This window comes from Burkholderia cepacia, assembly GCF_029962485.1.
Classification (GTDB): Bacteria; Pseudomonadota; Gammaproteobacteria; order Burkholderiales; family Burkholderiaceae; genus Burkholderia.
On record NZ_CP073637.1, the window covers coordinates 619,309 to 634,374 of the forward strand.

The window sequence follows — 15,066 nt, forward strand, 5'->3', positions numbered from 1 at the left end:
GCGAACGAGCCCGGCCCGGTTTTCCGGCCGGGCTTTTTTGTTGCCCGCCGTTATTGCATTGACGCTGCCGTCACCTGCTCGAGCGCGGCGACGAACGCGCGCTTCAACGGGCTGTCGAGGTCGGTCCACGCGAGGCCGATGCCGGTACGATGCCCGGCCAGATCGAGCTGCCGCGCGAGCACGTTCGGCGGCAGCGCGCTGGCGGCTTCCGCCGGGATCAGTCCGATCCCCATTCCCGCCGCGACGAGCGCGAGCATCGTCGTGAATTCCCCGAACTCCTGCGCAATCTCGAGCGTCGTGCCCGCGCGGCTCAGCGCGAGCAGCATGTCGTCGTGAAAGCCCGGCGCATAGCGGCGCGCGAGCACGAACGCCGGCTGACCGCGCAGCGCGGCCGGCGAGATTGCGTCGTGCGCGGCCAGCGGATGGTCGAGCGGCAGCGCGACGACGAAGCCTTCCTCGAGCACCACGCGCGTGTCGATGCCCGCATACGCGGCCGGCAGCCGGATCATCCCGAAATCGATCCGCCGGTCGCGCAGCGCGGCGATCTGGTCGGGCGTCGGCATGTCCTTCAGTTCGAGCGTGATCAGCGGATAGCGCTCGCGCATCGTGCGCAGCACGGCCGGCAGCAGTGCGGGCAGCACCGACGACACGAACGCGATCCGCAGCGTGCCGATCTCGCCGCGGCTCGACAGCCGCGCCATCTGCTCAGCGCGCGCAGCCTGCTGCAGCGTGGCGCGTGCCTCGGGCAGGAACACGCGCCCCGTGTCGCTCAGTTCGACCTTGTGCCGGTCGCGCTCGAACAGGCGCGCACCCAGTTCTTCCTCGAGCGCCTTGATCTGCATGCTCAGCGCGGGCTGCACGATGAACAGGCGCTGTGCGGCGCGCCCGAAATGCAGCTCTTCCGCGAGCGTGACGAAGGCGCGCAATTGCTTGAGTTCCATGGTCGGCGGGCACCCGTGAGCGGTAATCAGATTTCATGATAACCGGATCAAAAACAACCATTGGCGCGAGGCCCGGCAGCCGGCCGAAGATAGCGTCAACGTGAGACCGGCCGCGACGGGCAGCCGGCTCACCTGGCACGAGGAGACACGCATGACCAACGCGCTTGAACGGTTCCGCCTCGACGGCCGCCGCGCATTGATCACCGGTTCCGGACGCGGGATCGGGCTGACGCTCGCCCGCGGGCTGGCCGAAGCCGGCGCCGCGATCGTCATCAACGATCGCAATGAGGAGAAGGCCGCGACGCTCGCGCGCCACTTCCGCGAGGAAGGGTTTGCTGCCGACCATGCGGTGTTCGACGTCACCGAACACGCGCAGGTGCGCGCGGCGATCGACGATTTCGAGACGCGCGTCGGCGCGATCGACATTCTGGTGAACAACGCGGGCATCCAGCGCCGCGCGCCGCTTGACACCTTCGAACCCGACGACTGGCAGGCGCTGATGCGCGTGAACCTCGACGGCGTGTTCAACGTCGCGCAGGCCGTCGCGCGGCACATGATCGCGCGCGGCCACGGGAAGATCATCAACATCTGCTCGGTGCAGAGCGAACTCGCGCGCCCGACGATCGCCCCGTACGCGGCGACCAAGGGCGCGGTGCGGATGCTGACGAAAGGGATGTGCGCCGACTGGGCGCGCCACGGCATCCAGGCGAACGGCCTCGCGCCCGGCTATTTCGAAACCGAACTGAATCGCGCGCTGGTCGACGACGCGGCGTTCTCGGACTGGCTGTGCAAGCGCACGCCGGCGGGCCGCTGGGGGCGGGTCGACGAGCTGTGCGGCGCGGCGATCTTCCTCGCGTCGGCCGCATCCGATTTCGTGAACGGCCAGACGCTGTTCGTCGACGGCGGCCTGACCAGCGCCGTCTGAGCGGCGGCGCGAGCGCGCCGTTGCGCCGGTTCGCGCCGGCATCCGAATTTCCAAAAGAGCCCGCCGCACGAGCGGGCCGATGTCCCGGTCGCGCGAGTCGCGGCCGGGTTCCGGAACGGAAGGCAGGAGACAGGAGACAACGATGGATCGCATTTCCCCGCCGCCCGCGCGGCACGATGCAGGGTCCGGTACGCCGGGCGAAGCCGTCGAGCGCCGCGGCGTCGACACGAAGCAGCTCAACCGCGCGGCATGGACCTGCTCGCTCGGCAGCGCGCTCGAATACTACGATTTTGCGTTGTACACGCTCGCGTCGGCGCTCGTGTTCGGGCCGCTGTTCTTTCCCGCGCAGACCGCCGAGATGCGGCTGATCGCGAGCTTCGGCACCTACTTCGTCGGCTTCGCGGTGCGCCCGCTCGGCGGTGTCGTGTTCGGCGTGCTCGGCGACCGGATCGGCCGCAAGTTCGTGCTGACCGCGACGGTGCTGCTGATGGGCGTCGCGAGCACGCTGATCGGCGTGCTGCCGACCTTCGAGACCGCCGGCTACTGGGCCCCGGCGCTGCTGATCCTGCTGCGCATCCTGCAGGGCCTCGGCGCCGGCGCGGAGCAGGCCGGCGCCGCGGTGTTGATGACCGAATACGCGCCGCCGGGCAAGCGCGGCTTCTATGCGTCGCTGCCGTTTCTCGGCATCCAGCTCGGCACGGTGCTCGCGGCCGCCGTCTATTTCCTGCTGCTCGCGAACCTCGACCGCGTCACCGACGGCTGGGGCTGGCGCGTGCCGTTCCTGTTCAGCGCGGTGATCGTCGCGGTCGGGATCTACATGCGTGTGCGGCTGCACGAGTCGCCGACCTTCGTGCGGCTCGAGAAGCGCGCGCAGGTTTCCGCGAATCCGCTGAAGAGCGCCGTGCAGCATTCGAAACGCTCGCTCCTGATCGGCATCGGCCTGCGGATGGCCGAGAACGGCGGCTCGTCGATCTATCAGGCGCTCGCGGTCAGCTATCTCGCCGGCGTGATCGGGATGAAAGGGCCGATCGGCGCGCTCGCGCTGGTGTGCGCGGCGACCGTCGGCGCGTGCACGGTGCCGCTGGCCGGCCGGCTGAGCGACCGCTTCGGGCGCGTGCGCGTGTATCGCACGTTCGCATGGCTGCAACTCGCGCTCGCGTTCCCGGTGTGGTGGATCTTCAGCCAGGGGAACGTGGTCGCGAGCGTGATCGCGATCTCGGTCGCGCAAGGCTTCGCGAACTGGGGAATGCTCGGCGCGCAGGCCGCGCTGCTGCCGGAACTGTTCGGCGCGCGCCATCGCTACATGGGCGTGTCGTTCTCGCGCGAAGTGTCGGCCGTGCTCGCGGGCGGGATCGCGCCGCTCGTCGGCGCAACGATCATCGCGACCGTGATCGCGCTGCACGGCGGCGACCACGCGGCCGGCGTGCGCGCCTGGGTGCCGATCGCCGCGTATCTGGTGCTGCTGACGCTGATCACGCTGTTTACGACATCGCGGATGCCCGAAACACTGAACCGCGATCTCGACGATCCGCTCGACGCCGCACAGGCCGCACCCGCGCCGGACGCCGATGCGCTCGCGCGGCACGCATGAACGAGCCGGGCGGCCGATGCGGCCCGGCATGCTTTCGCATTCCACTTATCTCGACAGGAGCAAGCGCAGATGGCGCACGAATCGACCCAGCGGCCCGACCTGCTGATGACGGGCCCTTACCAGCCGTGGGACGACGCATGGCTGGCCGGCTATGACGTCCACCGGCTGTGGGAAGCCGCCGACCGCGCGGCGTTCCTCGCCGAACATGGCGCCGGCGTGCGCGCGATCGCGACCCGCGGCGATCTCGGCGCGAATGCCGAACTGATCGCCGCGCTGCCGACGCTCGAGATCATCGCGTGCTACGGCGTCGGTACCGACGCGATCGATCTCGCCGCCGCGCGCGAGCGCGGCATCCGCGTGACCAACACGCCGGACGTGCTGACCGGCGACGTTGCCGATCTCGGCGTCGGGCTCGCGCTCGCGATGATGCGCCGGATCGGCGCCGGCGATGCGTACGTGCGCTCCGGCGCCTGGCGCGACGGCGACATGCCGCTCGTCACGCGGCTCTACGGCAAGCGCGTCGGCGTGGTCGGCTTCGGCCGGATCGGCTCGACCATCGCGCGCCGGCTGTCCGGCTTCGACGTCGAGCTCGGCTACTTCGACGTCGCGCCGCGCGCGGACAGCCCGCACCGCTTCTTCGGCGATCTCGCCGAGCTGGCCGGCTGGTGCGACCTGCTGATCGTCACGCTCGCGGGCGGGCCGGCGACGCGTCATCTCGTCGGCGCCGCCGTGCTCGACGCACTCGGGCCGCAAGGCTATCTGGTGAACGTGTCGCGCGGCACGACCGTCGACGAACCGGCGCTGCTCGACGCGCTCGAGCGCAACGCGATCGCCGGCGCCGCGCTCGACGTGTTCTGGAACGAGCCGCGCATCGACCCGCGTTTCCTCGCGTTGCCGAACGTGCTGTTGCAGCCGCACCATGCGAGCGGAACGATCGAGACGCGCCAGGCGATGGGCTGGCTCGTGCGCGACAACCTCGCCGCGCACTTCGCCGGCGCGCCGCTGCTCACGCCGGTCGTCTGAGGAGGCTGTCATGCGTATGCGTTGCATGTGTGTCGTGATCCACGGGCCGAACGACCTGCGGGTGGAAGAGCAGGACGCGGGCGAGATCGGCCCGGGCCAGGTGCGCGTCGATGTCGCGATGGGCGGCATCTGCGGCTCCGATCTCCATTACTTCCGGCACGGCGGCTTCGGTGCGATCCGGCTGCAGCAGCCGATGGTGCTCGGCCACGAGGTGGCCGGCACGGTCGCGGAAGTCGCGCCGGACGTGACGTCGGTGAAGGTCGGCGATCGTGTCGCGGTCAATCCGAGCCGCCCGTGCGGTGCGTGCCGCTACTGCCTCGAAGGGCTGCCGAACCAGTGTCTCGACATGCGCTTCTACGGCAGCGCGATGCGGATGCCGCACGTGCAGGGCGCGTTCCGCAATGCGCTCGTGTGCGACGCGGTGCAGTGCGTGCCGGTGGCCGATCACGTGCCGCTGTCGCTCGCGGCGCTCGCCGAGCCGTTCGCGGTCGGGCTGCATGCGGTGTCGCGCGCGGGCCCGCTGATCGGCAAGCGCGTGCTCGTGTCGGGCTGCGGGCCGATCGGCGTGCTGGCCGTCGCGGCGGCGCGCGTGCACGGCGCGGCGGAGATCGTCGCGACCGACGTCGTCGAGGCGCCGCTGGAAGTGGCGAGCGCGCTCGGCGCCGACCGCACGATCAACGCGGCGGCCGATGCAGGCTGGGTCGAGCGTTACGCCGCCGACAAGGGCACGTTCGACGTGATGATCGAGTGTTCGGGCAATGCGCGCGCACTGCGCGACGGGCTCGACGTGATGCGTCCGCGCGGCGTCGTCGTGCAACTCGGGCTCGGCGGCGATGTCAGCCTGCCGCAGAACGTCGTGGTCGCGAAGGAGCTGTCGATCTGCGGATCGTTCCGCTTTCACGCGGAATTCGCGCTCGCGGTGCAATTGATCAACGCGGGGCGTGTCGACCTGCGGCCGGCCGTCACGCGCGTGTTCCCGATGCGCGACGCGAACCTCGCGTTCGAACTGGCCGGCGACCGGCAGCGCGCGATGAAGGTGCTGATCGATTTCGCGGACGCGGCCGCGTGATGGTCCGGCGCTAGCGCACGACGGAATCGACGTCGTCAAAAAAGGCACGCCCGCGAATTGCGCGACGTGCCTTTTTTCGTCGTGGCGCGCAGACGGATTACCGCATTACTGCGTGACCTGCCGCGTGCCGACGCGTTGCGACGCGAGCCACAGCGCGATCAGCACGCCCGACAGCGCTGCGCCGGCGATGCATACGCCGCGCCAGCCGTCGATGCCGTACGCGAGGCTCGCCGCGAACGACCCGAACGCGCCGCCGATGAAGTAGCTCGTCAGGTAGATGGTCGTCACGCGGCTGCGCGCGTTGCCGGCCAGCGCGTAGATCACGCTCTGGTTCGAGATGTGCATGCCCTGCACGCCGACGTCGAGCAGCAGGATGCCCGCGATCAGCGCCGCGAGCGAGTGCGCGCCGGTCGCGATCAGCGCGAACGACGCGAGCACGGCCGCCGCGAACAGCCCCGTCGCCGCATTGCCGTGGCCGCGATCGACCAGCCGGCCGGCCGACGTCGCCGCGAGCGCGCCCACCGCGCCGACGATGCCGAACAGGCCGATCTGGCCTTCGGAATAGCTGTACGGCGGCTGGCTCAGCAGGAACGTGAGGCCCGTCCACAGCAGGCTGAAGCACGCGAACACGAGCGCGCCATAGGTCGAGCGCAGCGCGATCAGCGGTTGCGCGCGCACCAGCGCGACGAGCGACTTCATCAATGCCGCATAGTCGAGGCGTGTGTCGCGGCGATCCTTCGGCAGCTTCACGGCGAGCACGCCGGTCAGCGCGAGCACCATCACCGCGGCGACGCCGTACACCGCACGCCAGCCGAACCCGTCGGCGATCGCGCCGGCCGCGACGCGCGCGAGCAGGATGCCGAGCAGCAGGCCGCTCATCACGGTGCCAACCGCGCGGCCGCGCGAGCGCGCGTCGGCGAGCGATGCCGCGAACGGCACGAGCAGCTGCGTCGAGCAGGTGACGAAGCCGACCGCGACGTTCGCGACGACGAACATCGTGAAATTCGTGCTGAACGTGACCGCGACCAGCGCGACGACGTTGAGCATCAGCAGCCGCACGATCAGCGTATGGCGGTTGACCGCGTCGCCGAGCGGGACGATCAGCAGCAGGCTCGCCGCATAGCCGAGCTGCGTCAGCGTGACGAGATAGCCGAGTTCGGTCGGCGCGCGGCCGAAGCTGTGCGCGATCGCGGCGAGCAGCGGCTGCGCGTAGTAGATGTTGCCGATGACGATGCCGCACGCGCAGGCGAACAGCAGCGTCATGCCGCGGGTCAGGGGAGGGTGGTTGTCTTGATGCGGTTCCATGGTCGCGAAAAACAGCGGCGCCGGCCGGCGGCACGGGGCCGTCGGCTGCGCGGGGTGACGGAAATCGGGGCCGGCGTCAACGGATCGGCGGTGCACCGATGCGCGCCGGGCGGATCGCGGCCGGGCCCCGGTCGGGCGGGCGGCGGATCGTCGTGCGGCGGGCGGAGGCGGGGCGGGCCCGGGCGTGCCGCTCCGGTGCGGTGACAGGCGATGCACAGGAGCGGATGTGCGTATGATGCGGAAATTGTCCCATAGCGTCCAAGACTGGATCGTTATGGCATCCATTGGTTTTGCCAATACATCGGCCGCGATGCTACTCCGCCATATCCGCTATTTCCTGGCCGTCGCCGAGCAGCGCAGCTTCACGCGCGCGGCCGACGCGCTGCACGTGTCGCAGCCGACGCTGTCGCAGCAGGTGCGCCAGCTCGAGGAAACGCTCGGCGTGCAGCTGTTCGACCGCTCGGGCCGCACGGTGCAGCTCACCGAATTCGGCGAAGTCTATGCGCGTCACGCGCGCGCCGCGCTGCACGAGCTCGATACGGGGCAGCGCGCGCTGCACGACGTCGCCGATCTCGGCAGCGGGTCGCTGCGGCTCGCGATGATGCCGACCTTCGCGGCCTACCTGAGCGGCTCGCTGATCGACGGCTTCCATACCGATTATCCGAACGTCGCGCTGACGATCGACGCGATGCCGCAGGAGCGCATCGAGGCGCTGCTCGCCGACGACCGGCTCGACGCGGGTTTCGCGTTCATGCCGCCGCGCGCGCCGGACATCGACGCGCTGCCGCTGTGGGACGAGCCGCTCGCGCTCGTGACGGGCCGCACGCACCGTCTCGCGCGGCGCCGTCGCGCGCTGACGCCGGCCGAGCTCGGCGGCGAGCCGCTGGTGCTGCTGAGCCGTGCGTTCGCGACGCGCGAGAGCATCGACCGGTACTTCATCGAGCATGGCGCGCGGCCGAAGATCGCGATCGAGACGAATACGATCAGCGCGGTGCTGGAGCTCGTGCGGTGCGGCCGGCTTGCGACGGTGCTGCCCGACGCGATCGCGCGCGAGAGCGGCGACCTGTGCGCACTGGAGCTCGATCCGCCGCTGCCGGCCCGTACGGCCGCGCTGCTCACGCGCAAGGGCGCGTATCGCAGCGTCGCGGCGCGCGCGTTCATCGAGCGCGCGCTCGCGTATCGCGATCCGTCGGGCGGGTGACCGGGACGACCGGGCGGCTTGGGCGCCGGAGGCGCGTTACGCGCCCGGTGTCGGGAAGAAGATGCCCGCGCGCTGCGCGGCGTTCGCGATGTGCGTTTCGATCGCGGTGCCCGCGGCGGCGGCATCGCGGGCGATCAGCGCGTCGAGGATCGCGCGGTGCTCGTGCCACGTCGACAGCAGCAGCTCGCGCCGGTAGAACGGCATGCGCTGGCTTTCCTTCATGATGTCGGCGCTGCTGCGCAGCACCGACTCGATCGCCGCGTTGCCGGCGAGATGAATGATCCGCATGTGGAAGTCGAAGTCGAGCTGCGACGCTTCGTCGATCGCGTTGTCGGTCAGCGCGACGTGCAGGTCGGCGAGGTTGTCCTCGAACCACGCGATGTCGGCGTCGCTGACGACGTGCGCGGCCATCCGCGCGGCAAACCCTTCGAGCGCATAGCGCATCTGGTACGTGTCGGGCGGCGACGACTGCTCGGCGAACTGCCACGGATGCGCGGCCGAGGCCTGCGCGCTTTCGACGTAGACACCCTTGCCCGCACGGATGCGCAGCATCCCGAGTGCCTCGAGCGTCGACAGCGCCTCGCGCAGCGACGCGCGGCTGATCTCCAGCTCCTCGGAGAGCTGGCGCTGGGCCGGCAGCAGGCTGCCGACCGGATAAACGCCTGCCTCGATCCGGTCGCGGATCGTCGCGATGGCGGCGTCGGTCACGGTATGCGGAACGTTTTTCATGATGTGAACTTTGGCCGGTCTGACCGGCATTGTAATCCGCACGCGGGCGGTGCATGACTGCCCTACGGGAAAGCCACGATCCGCCCCTTTTCAGTGCACCGGAACCGGGCGCGCAGGGGGCGGGAAATCCCTATTTCGTCCGTCCTTGACGCCACTATATCGGCTTCCTACTATCCACCATAACATCACTGGTCTTACCAGTATGAACAGACGAAACTGCAACCGTTGGATCGGGAGAGCGCCGTGTCGAAATTCCTTAATTCGCTGTTTGGCCGGGTAGTCGTCGCATTGATCCTGGGGGTCGCGCTGGGCGCGTTCTTCCCGCACTTCGCCGAGTCGCTGCGGCCACTCGGCGACGGCTTCCTGAAGCTCATCAAGATGGTCATCGGCCCGATCGTGTTTTGCGTCGTGGTCAGCGGGATGGCCAATGCGGGCGATCTGAAGAAGGTCGGCCGGGTCGGCCTGAAGGCCGTCGTCTACTTCGAGGTGATGACGACGCTCGCGCTCGGCATCGGGCTCGTGCTCGCGTGGCTCACGCGCCCGGGCGTCGGGATGAACATCGACCTGCGCTCGCTCGACGCGGCGTCGCTCGCGTCGTACGCGAAGAACGCCGAAAGCCTGAAGGACACGGCCGGCTACCTGATGAAGATCATCCCCGAGACCGCGATCGACGCGTTCGCGAAGGGCGACATCCTGCAGATCCTCGTGTTCGCGGTGCTGTTCGGCTCCGCGCTGTCGCTGCTCGGCGACAAGGCGCAGCGCGTCAACTCGCTGATCGAGGAACTGTCGCACGTGTTCTTCCGGATCATCGGCTTCATCATCAAGCTCGCGCCGCTCGGCGTGCTCGGCGCGATCGCGTTCACGACCGGCAAGTACGGCGTCGCATCGCTCAAGCAGCTCGGCTATCTCGTCGCGGTGTTCTACCTGAGCTGCTTCGTGTTCGTCACGGTCGTGCTCGGCACGGTGATGCGGCTCGCGGGCTTCTCGGTGTTCAAGCTGATCCGCTATCTGCGCGAGGAACTGTCGATCGTGCTCGGCACGGCGTCGTCGGACGCGGTGCTGCCGCAGGTGATGAGCAAGCTCGAATACATGGGTATCAAGGATTCGACGGTCGGTCTCGTGATCCCGACCGGCTATTCGTTCAACCTCGACGGCTTCTCGATCTACCTGACGCTCGCGGTGCTGTTCATCGCGCAGGCCACCAACACGCCGCTGTCGACGCATGACCTGATCGTCGTGTTGCTCGTATCGCTCGTCACGTCGAAGGGCGCGCACGGCATCCCCGGTTCGGCGATCGTGATCCTCGCGGCGACGCTGTCGGCGATCCCCGCGATTCCGGTGCTCGGCCTCGTGCTGATCTTGCCGGTCGACTGGTTCGTCGGCATCGCCCGCGCGCTGACCAACCTGATCGGCAACTGCGTCGCGACGGTTGTCGTCGCGGTGTGGGAGAACGACATCGACCGCGCCCGTGCGAAACGCGTGCTGAACCGCGAGCTGCGTTATGTGCCGGCCGACGAGGCAGGCAGCACGGCGCCGGTTGCCGGCGACCAGGCTCACGCGCTCTGAGCGCGATCACGCGCGAAGCGGCTTCCCCGACCGTTTCGCGCGATTGAACTTCCCACGGCCGGCCCGACGATGCGCCGGCCCCTGACAAGATAGTGGAGACGACATGGCAGCCCCCATTCTCGATCCGAACGCGCCGGCGTTTACGCGGCGTTACATGAACCTCGCCGACCCGCGCCTTGGTGCGCAGGCGCTCTTTGCCAGCGACGAATTCTTCGCGCCGAAGGAGCGCATGCTGAATCCCGAGCCGGCCGTGTTCATTCCCGGCAAGTACGACGACCACGGCAAGTGGATGGACGGCTGGGAAACGCGCCGCAAGCGTACGACCGGCCACGACTTCTGCGTGGTCCGCCTCGCTCGGCCGGGTGTGATCTACGGCGTCGACCTCGATACGAGCCACTTCACCGGCAACTTCCCGCCGGCCGCGTCGATCGAGGCGTGCGCGGTCGACGGCGACACGCCGCCCGACGACGCCGCGTGGCGCACGATCGTCCCCGCGACGACGTTGCAGGGCAATTCGCATCACTACGTGAGCGTCGACGACGCGCAGCCGGTCACGCACCTGCGCGTGAACCTGTATCCCGACGGCGGGCTCGCGCGGCTGCGCGTGTATGGCCAGCCGCAGCGCGACTGGCGCCACGTGCCGGCCGGCGAGCTCGTCGATCTCGCGGCGATCGAGAACGGCGGCTATCTGGTGGCCGCGAACAACCAGCACTTCGGGCCGGCATCGCAGATGCTGATGCCGGGGCGCGGCGCGAACATGGGCGACGGCTGGGAAACGCGGCGCCGCCGCGAGCCCGGCAATGACTGGGCGATCGTCGCGCTCGCCCGGCCGGGCATCATTCGCCGCGTCGAGGTCGATACGGCGTTCTTCAAGGGCAACTTCCCCGACCGCTGCTCGCTGCAGGCCGCGCATGTCACGGGCGGCACCGACGATTCGCTCGTCACGCAGGCGATGTTCTGGGCTGAACTGCTCGGCGAACAGAAGCTGCAGATGGATCACGTGCACACGTTCGATCAACTCGCGGCGCTCGGCCCCGTCACGCACGTGCGTTTCAACATCTTCCCGGACGGCGGCGTGTCGCGCCTGCGTCTGTGGGGCGAGCCGGCCTGAAGGAGGGCAACGTCATGACCGGATCCCGCATCCTGCGCGTCGAGCGCCTGACCCGCGAAGCGTTCGCCCCGTTTGGCGACGTGATCGCGCTCGAAGGCGCGCGGCACTTCCCGATCAACGGCGGCACGACCGAGCGCTTTCACGATCTCGCGACGATCGACGTCTGCGCGGACGGCGGCCGGCCGCTCGTCAGCGTGTTTCGCGCGCAGCCGCGCGCGCTGCCGGTCGCGGTCACGCTGATGGAGCGCCATCCGCACGGCAGCCAGGCATTCATCCCGCTCGCGGCCGTGTCGCGCTATGTCATCGTCGTCGCGCCGGCCGGCGACTTCCGGCCCGAGGCGATGCGCGCGTTCCTCGCCGTTGGCTGGCAGGGCGTGAACTATGCGAAGGGCGTCTGGCACCACCCGCTGCTCGCACTCGACGCGGTCAGCGATTTCGTGATCGTCGATCGCGGCGGCCCGCAGCCGAACTGCGACGAGATCCCGCTCGATGTCGCCTGGGCGCTGGAATTCGAGCCGGCCCTGGCGAGCGTCGAAGGGCATTCGTAAGCGTTCCGGCCCCGCGCGCGCAACACGACCCGAAAAGAAAAACGGCCCGGGCGGCGAGATGCCGGCCGGGCCGTGCTGCGTGCGAGACGCGCGAATCGGCGATCAGTGCTTGCGGTGCGGGCAGTTTTCGGTCGTGCACGAACCGTACATCGCGAGCGAGTGCTCCTGGAGGCGGAAGCCGCGCTCCTTCGCGATCGCCTGCTGGCGGCCTTCGATTTCGGCATCGAAGAATTCCTCGACGCGGCCGCAATCGAGGCACACGAGGTGGTCGTGGTGCGAGCCTTCGTTCAGCTCGAACACGGCCTTGCCGGATTCGAAGTTGCTGCGCGTGAGCAGGCCGGCCTGCTCGAACTGCGTGAGGACGCGGTAGACGGTGGCGAGCCCGATGTCGAGCTGCTCGTTGAGCAGGTTCCGGTAGACGTCTTCGGCCGTCAGGTGGCGCACCGGGCTCTGCTGGAAGATCTCGAGAATCTTGAGGCGCGGTAGGGTGGCCTTTAGCCCGATATTCTTGAGATCCGTCGGATTGGTCATGGCTAGGCATCCCTAGAGTACAATGCAGGGCTTCAATGTTACCGGCTTTTCGCCGTTCCAGAAACACGCGCGGCCTGTACGCGGGCCAGCACGGTGAAGGAAATGATCCCAGAATCGCTTTCGCACTTTCAGAGGAGTCGCATGCGGAGTGCCATCATCGCTGCCGCCGCCATCGTCGCGCTGGCGGGTTGTTCGTCGTACGACAGCGTGACGCAGCGCATTGCGCAGAGCATCACGCCCTATCGGATCACCGTCGTGCAGGGCAACTTCGTATCGCAGGAGAAAGCCGCGCAACTGCAGGTCGGCATGACGCGCGAGCAAGTCCGGGCATTGCTCGGCACACCGCTGCTGGCGGACATGTTCCATGCCGACCGCTGGGATTACCTCTTCTACTTCAAGCGCGGCTCGACGTCGATCGTCCAGCAGCGCGATCTCGTCGTGACCTTCGCGGGCGATCGCCTCGCGGGCTGGACGGGCGCCGACAACCTGCCGTCCGAGCTCGACCTGCTGGCCGACATCGACGGCGACCGCGGCGGCAAGAAGGCGAAGGCGGCCGCAGCGGCGAAGAAGGCTTCGGAAGCCGCCGCGGCGAGCGCCGCGCAGGCGCAGGCGGCGGCGAGCACGCCGGTGCCGGATGTCGTCGCCAGCCCGTCCGTCGCGCCGGCCTCCGGCGCAGCGGTCGACCAGGATGCGAACGCACAGGCTGCCCGCGCGGCGAACCGCGCGACCAACCAGGTGTCGGGGCAGGGTTCGGCCGCACGCCGCTTCACGCCGTCCGCGCAGGCTTCGGGCGGCGCGCCGGTACCGGGCGGCCAGCCGCCGGGCGCCGCGCCGGCGATCCAGCCGCAGTTCCAGTTCCATCGTCCGCCGCAGCCGAACGTGTCGAACGAGGCGTCGCCGCCGGTCGGCCCGCAAGGCTCCGACAACCTGCAGAACCAGCCGCTCACCGCGCCGGCGCAGTAAGCCCGGCTTGCGGAACCAGGGCGGCTCGCGCCGCCCGCCTTTAGACCTGTCGTGTAGAAAGCCATGAAGATTGCGATTGCCGGCGCATCGGGCCGAATGGGCCGGATGCTGATCGAAGCCGTTCTCAACGATACCGACGCGCAGCTCGTCGGCGCGCTCGATCGCGCCGATTCGCCGTTCCTCGGCCAGGACGCCGGTGCGTTCCTCGGCAAGGAAACCGGGATCAAGCTGACCGACGACCTCGACGCCGTGTTCGCGCAGGCCGACTACCTGATCGATTTCACGCGTCCGGAAGGCACGATGGCCCACATCGCGGCCGCGCTGCGCCACGACGTGAAGCTCGTGATCGGCACGACCGGCTTCACCGCCGAGCAGAAAGCCGAGCTGCAGGCCGCTGCGGCCAGGATCGGCATCGTGTTCGCGGCGAACATGAGCGTCGGCGTGAACGTCACGCTGAAGCTGCTCGAATTCGCGGCGAAGCATTTCTCGCACGGCTATGACATCGAGATCATCGAGGCGCACCACCGCCACAAGGTCGATGCGCCGTCGGGCACCGCGCTGATGATGGGCGAAGCCGTCGCCGGCGCGCTCGGCCGCTCGCTCGACGAGTGCGCCGTGTATGGCCGCCACGGCGTGACGGGCGAGCGCGACCCGTCGTCGATCGGCTTCGCGGCCGTGCGCGGCGGCGACATCGTCGGCGATCACACCGTGCTGTTCGCCGGGATCGGCGAGCGCATCGAGATCACGCACAAGTCGTCCAGCCGCGTGTCGTACGCGCAGGGCGCGTTGCGCGCGGTCCGCTTCCTGTCGGCGCGCGACGCCGGCCTGTTCGACATGCAGGACGTGCTCGGCCTGCGCTGACCCCACGGGGAAACTCCGATGGCGATACCCACCGGCGTTGTCCACTACCTCGAAAGCGGCGATGCGATCACGCATGCGGTCGCCTATGTGCTGCTGGCGATGTCCGTCGCCAGCTGGTGCTTCCTTTTCATGAAAGCCTGGCTCCTGGTCCGCGCGAAGCGGCAGGGGCCGCGCGCGCTCGCCGCGTTCTGGCGCGCATCGTCGCTCGACGCGGGCATAACCGCGCTCGCCGGCGCCGATCGCGAGCGCGTGTTCGTGCCGCTCGCCGAAGCCGCGCGCGACGCGGCCGACGACCACGACCCGACCGCGCTGGCGGCGCGCGTCGAGCGCAGCGAACGCGTGCTGCGCGCATTGCGCCATGCGATGCTGCGCTCGCAGCGGCGTCTCGAATTCGGCCAGGTGCTGCTCGCGTCGATCGGCAGCACCGCGCCGTTCGTCGGGTTGCTCGGCACCGTCTGGGGCATCTACCACGCGCTCGGCAGCATCGCCGCGAGCGGGCAGGCGCAGATCGAGAACGTCGCGGGGCCGGTCGGCGAGGCGCTGATCATGACCGCGTTCGGGCTCGTCGTCGCGATTCCCGCGGTGCTGGCCTACAACATCCTCGGGCGGCTCGTCCGGCAGCTCGCCGAGGAACTCGACGGTTTCGCGCGCGACCTGCACGTGTTCGTGTGCGCAGAGGGCGCCTGACGCGCCGGCCCGGGA

At 69.2% G+C, this 15,066-nt stretch carries 15 protein-coding genes; 11 read left to right on the forward strand and 4 right to left on the reverse strand.

The window, feature by feature from the left end; translation table 11 throughout:
- Positions 1-50: 50 nt before the first annotated feature.
- Positions 51-941, reverse strand: a complete 891-nt coding sequence (locus tag KEC55_RS02880; RefSeq protein ID WP_282506664.1) for a LysR family transcriptional regulator — start codon at positions 939-941, stop codon at positions 51-53.
- 151 nt (positions 942-1,092) lie between these two features.
- On the opposite strand from KEC55_RS02880, the gene KEC55_RS02885 reads away from it, so the two are divergent.
- From KEC55_RS02885 to KEC55_RS02900, 4 genes are all read left to right on the forward strand, one after another.
- Complete coding sequence (locus KEC55_RS02885) at positions 1,093-1,866, forward strand: SDR family NAD(P)-dependent oxidoreductase (RefSeq protein WP_282506665.1); 774 nt, start codon at positions 1,093-1,095, stop codon at positions 1,864-1,866.
- Positions 1,867-2,008: 142 nt separating this feature from the next.
- Complete coding sequence (locus KEC55_RS02890) at positions 2,009-3,457, forward strand: MFS transporter (RefSeq protein ID WP_282506666.1); 1,449 nt, start codon at positions 2,009-2,011, stop codon at positions 3,455-3,457.
- Between the two features lie 69 nt (positions 3,458-3,526).
- A complete protein-coding gene (locus KEC55_RS02895; protein ID WP_282506667.1) occupies positions 3,527-4,480 on the forward strand; it encodes a 2-hydroxyacid dehydrogenase in 954 nt (317 codons plus the stop codon).
- Between the two features lie 10 nt (positions 4,481-4,490).
- A complete protein-coding gene (locus KEC55_RS02900; RefSeq protein ID WP_282506668.1) occupies positions 4,491-5,549 on the forward strand; it encodes an L-idonate 5-dehydrogenase in 1,059 nt (352 codons plus the stop codon).
- A 105-nt stretch (positions 5,550-5,654) separates the two neighbouring features.
- Here KEC55_RS02900 and KEC55_RS02905 read toward each other — a convergent pair whose 3' ends face one another.
- Positions 5,655-6,854 (reverse strand): MFS transporter, encoded by a 1,200-nt coding sequence (locus KEC55_RS02905; RefSeq protein WP_282506669.1) that lies wholly within the window; start codon positions 6,852-6,854, stop codon positions 5,655-5,657.
- Between the two features lie 310 nt (positions 6,855-7,164).
- Here KEC55_RS02905 and cynR point away from each other — a divergent pair, with 310 nt between their 5' ends.
- Positions 7,165-8,055, forward strand: coding sequence for a transcriptional regulator CynR (cynR, locus tag KEC55_RS02910; RefSeq protein ID WP_282506670.1), 891 nt, complete (start codon positions 7,165-7,167; stop codon positions 8,053-8,055).
- 36 nt (positions 8,056-8,091) lie between these two features.
- On the opposite strand, the gene KEC55_RS02915 is transcribed toward cynR, so the two are convergent.
- Complete coding sequence (locus KEC55_RS02915) at positions 8,092-8,814, reverse strand: FadR/GntR family transcriptional regulator (RefSeq protein ID WP_282506671.1); 723 nt, start codon at positions 8,812-8,814, stop codon at positions 8,092-8,094.
- A gap of 213 nt (positions 8,815-9,027) precedes the next feature.
- On the opposite strand from KEC55_RS02915, the gene KEC55_RS02920 reads away from it, so the two are divergent.
- The 3 genes from KEC55_RS02920 (at position 9,028) to KEC55_RS02930 (ending at position 12,009) form a co-directional block, all read left to right on the forward strand.
- Positions 9,028-10,350 carry a C4-dicarboxylate transporter DctA gene (locus KEC55_RS02920; RefSeq protein ID WP_282506672.1) on the forward strand — a complete coding sequence of 441 codons (1,323 nt, stop codon included), beginning with the start codon at positions 9,028-9,030 and terminating at the stop codon, positions 10,348-10,350.
- A gap of 103 nt (positions 10,351-10,453) precedes the next feature.
- Positions 10,454-11,461, forward strand: a complete 1,008-nt coding sequence (gene alc / locus KEC55_RS02925; protein WP_282506673.1) for an allantoicase — start codon at positions 10,454-10,456, stop codon at positions 11,459-11,461.
- 14 nt (positions 11,462-11,475) lie between these two features.
- Positions 11,476-12,009 carry an ureidoglycolate lyase gene (locus tag KEC55_RS02930; protein WP_282506674.1) on the forward strand — a complete coding sequence of 178 codons (534 nt, stop codon included), beginning with the start codon at positions 11,476-11,478 and terminating at the stop codon, positions 12,007-12,009.
- Between the two features lie 102 nt (positions 12,010-12,111).
- Here KEC55_RS02930 and fur read toward each other — a convergent pair whose 3' ends face one another.
- A complete protein-coding gene (fur, locus tag KEC55_RS02935; protein WP_011350926.1) occupies positions 12,112-12,540 on the reverse strand; it encodes a ferric iron uptake transcriptional regulator in 429 nt (142 codons plus the stop codon).
- Positions 12,541-12,681: 141 nt separating this feature from the next.
- On the opposite strand from fur, the gene bamE reads away from it, so the two are divergent.
- The 3 genes from bamE (at position 12,682) to KEC55_RS02950 (ending at position 15,051) form a co-directional block, all read left to right on the forward strand.
- On the forward strand, positions 12,682-13,503 hold the full coding sequence (bamE, locus tag KEC55_RS02940; protein WP_282506675.1) for an outer membrane protein assembly factor BamE: 822 nt from the start codon (positions 12,682-12,684) through the stop codon (positions 13,501-13,503).
- A gap of 63 nt (positions 13,504-13,566) precedes the next feature.
- Entirely contained in the window at positions 13,567-14,364 is a 798-nt protein-coding gene (gene dapB, locus KEC55_RS02945; RefSeq protein WP_282506676.1) for a 4-hydroxy-tetrahydrodipicolinate reductase, read from the forward strand.
- Positions 14,365-14,382: 18 nt separating this feature from the next.
- Positions 14,383-15,051 (forward strand): MotA/TolQ/ExbB proton channel family protein, encoded by a 669-nt coding sequence (locus KEC55_RS02950; RefSeq protein ID WP_282506677.1) that lies wholly within the window; start codon positions 14,383-14,385, stop codon positions 15,049-15,051.
- Positions 15,052-15,066: the final 15 nt, after the last annotated feature.

Bases quoted from the DNA above. Each gene is read 5' to 3' on its own strand.
- fur (WP_011350926.1), bottom strand. From the start codon at position 12,540: ATGACCAATCCGACGGATCTCAAGAATATCGGGCTAAAGGCCACCCTA.
- bamE (WP_282506675.1), top strand. From the start codon at position 12,682: ATGCGGAGTGCCATCATCGCTGCCGCCGCCATCGTCGCGCTGGCGGGT.
- KEC55_RS02915 (WP_282506671.1), bottom strand. From the start codon at position 8,814: ATGCCGGTCAGACCGGCCAAAGTTCACATCATGAAAAACGTTCCGCAT.
- KEC55_RS02950 (WP_282506677.1), top strand. From the start codon at position 14,383: ATGGCGATACCCACCGGCGTTGTCCACTACCTCGAAAGCGGCGATGCG.
- KEC55_RS02885 (WP_282506665.1), top strand. From the start codon at position 1,093: ATGACCAACGCGCTTGAACGGTTCCGCCTCGACGGCCGCCGCGCATTG.
- KEC55_RS02880 (WP_282506664.1), bottom strand. From the start codon at position 941: ATGGAACTCAAGCAATTGCGCGCCTTCGTCACGCTCGCGGAAGAGCTG.
- dapB (WP_282506676.1), top strand. From the start codon at position 13,567: ATGAAGATTGCGATTGCCGGCGCATCGGGCCGAATGGGCCGGATGCTG.
- cynR (WP_282506670.1), top strand. From the start codon at position 7,165: ATGCTACTCCGCCATATCCGCTATTTCCTGGCCGTCGCCGAGCAGCGC.
- KEC55_RS02895 (WP_282506667.1), top strand. From the start codon at position 3,527: ATGGCGCACGAATCGACCCAGCGGCCCGACCTGCTGATGACGGGCCCT.
- KEC55_RS02890 (WP_282506666.1), top strand. From the start codon at position 2,009: ATGGATCGCATTTCCCCGCCGCCCGCGCGGCACGATGCAGGGTCCGGT.
- KEC55_RS02900 (WP_282506668.1), top strand. From the start codon at position 4,491: ATGCGTATGCGTTGCATGTGTGTCGTGATCCACGGGCCGAACGACCTG.
- alc (WP_282506673.1), top strand. From the start codon at position 10,454: ATGGCAGCCCCCATTCTCGATCCGAACGCGCCGGCGTTTACGCGGCGT.
- KEC55_RS02905 (WP_282506669.1), bottom strand. From the start codon at position 6,854: ATGGAACCGCATCAAGACAACCACCCTCCCCTGACCCGCGGCATGACG.
- KEC55_RS02930 (WP_282506674.1), top strand. From the start codon at position 11,476: ATGACCGGATCCCGCATCCTGCGCGTCGAGCGCCTGACCCGCGAAGCG.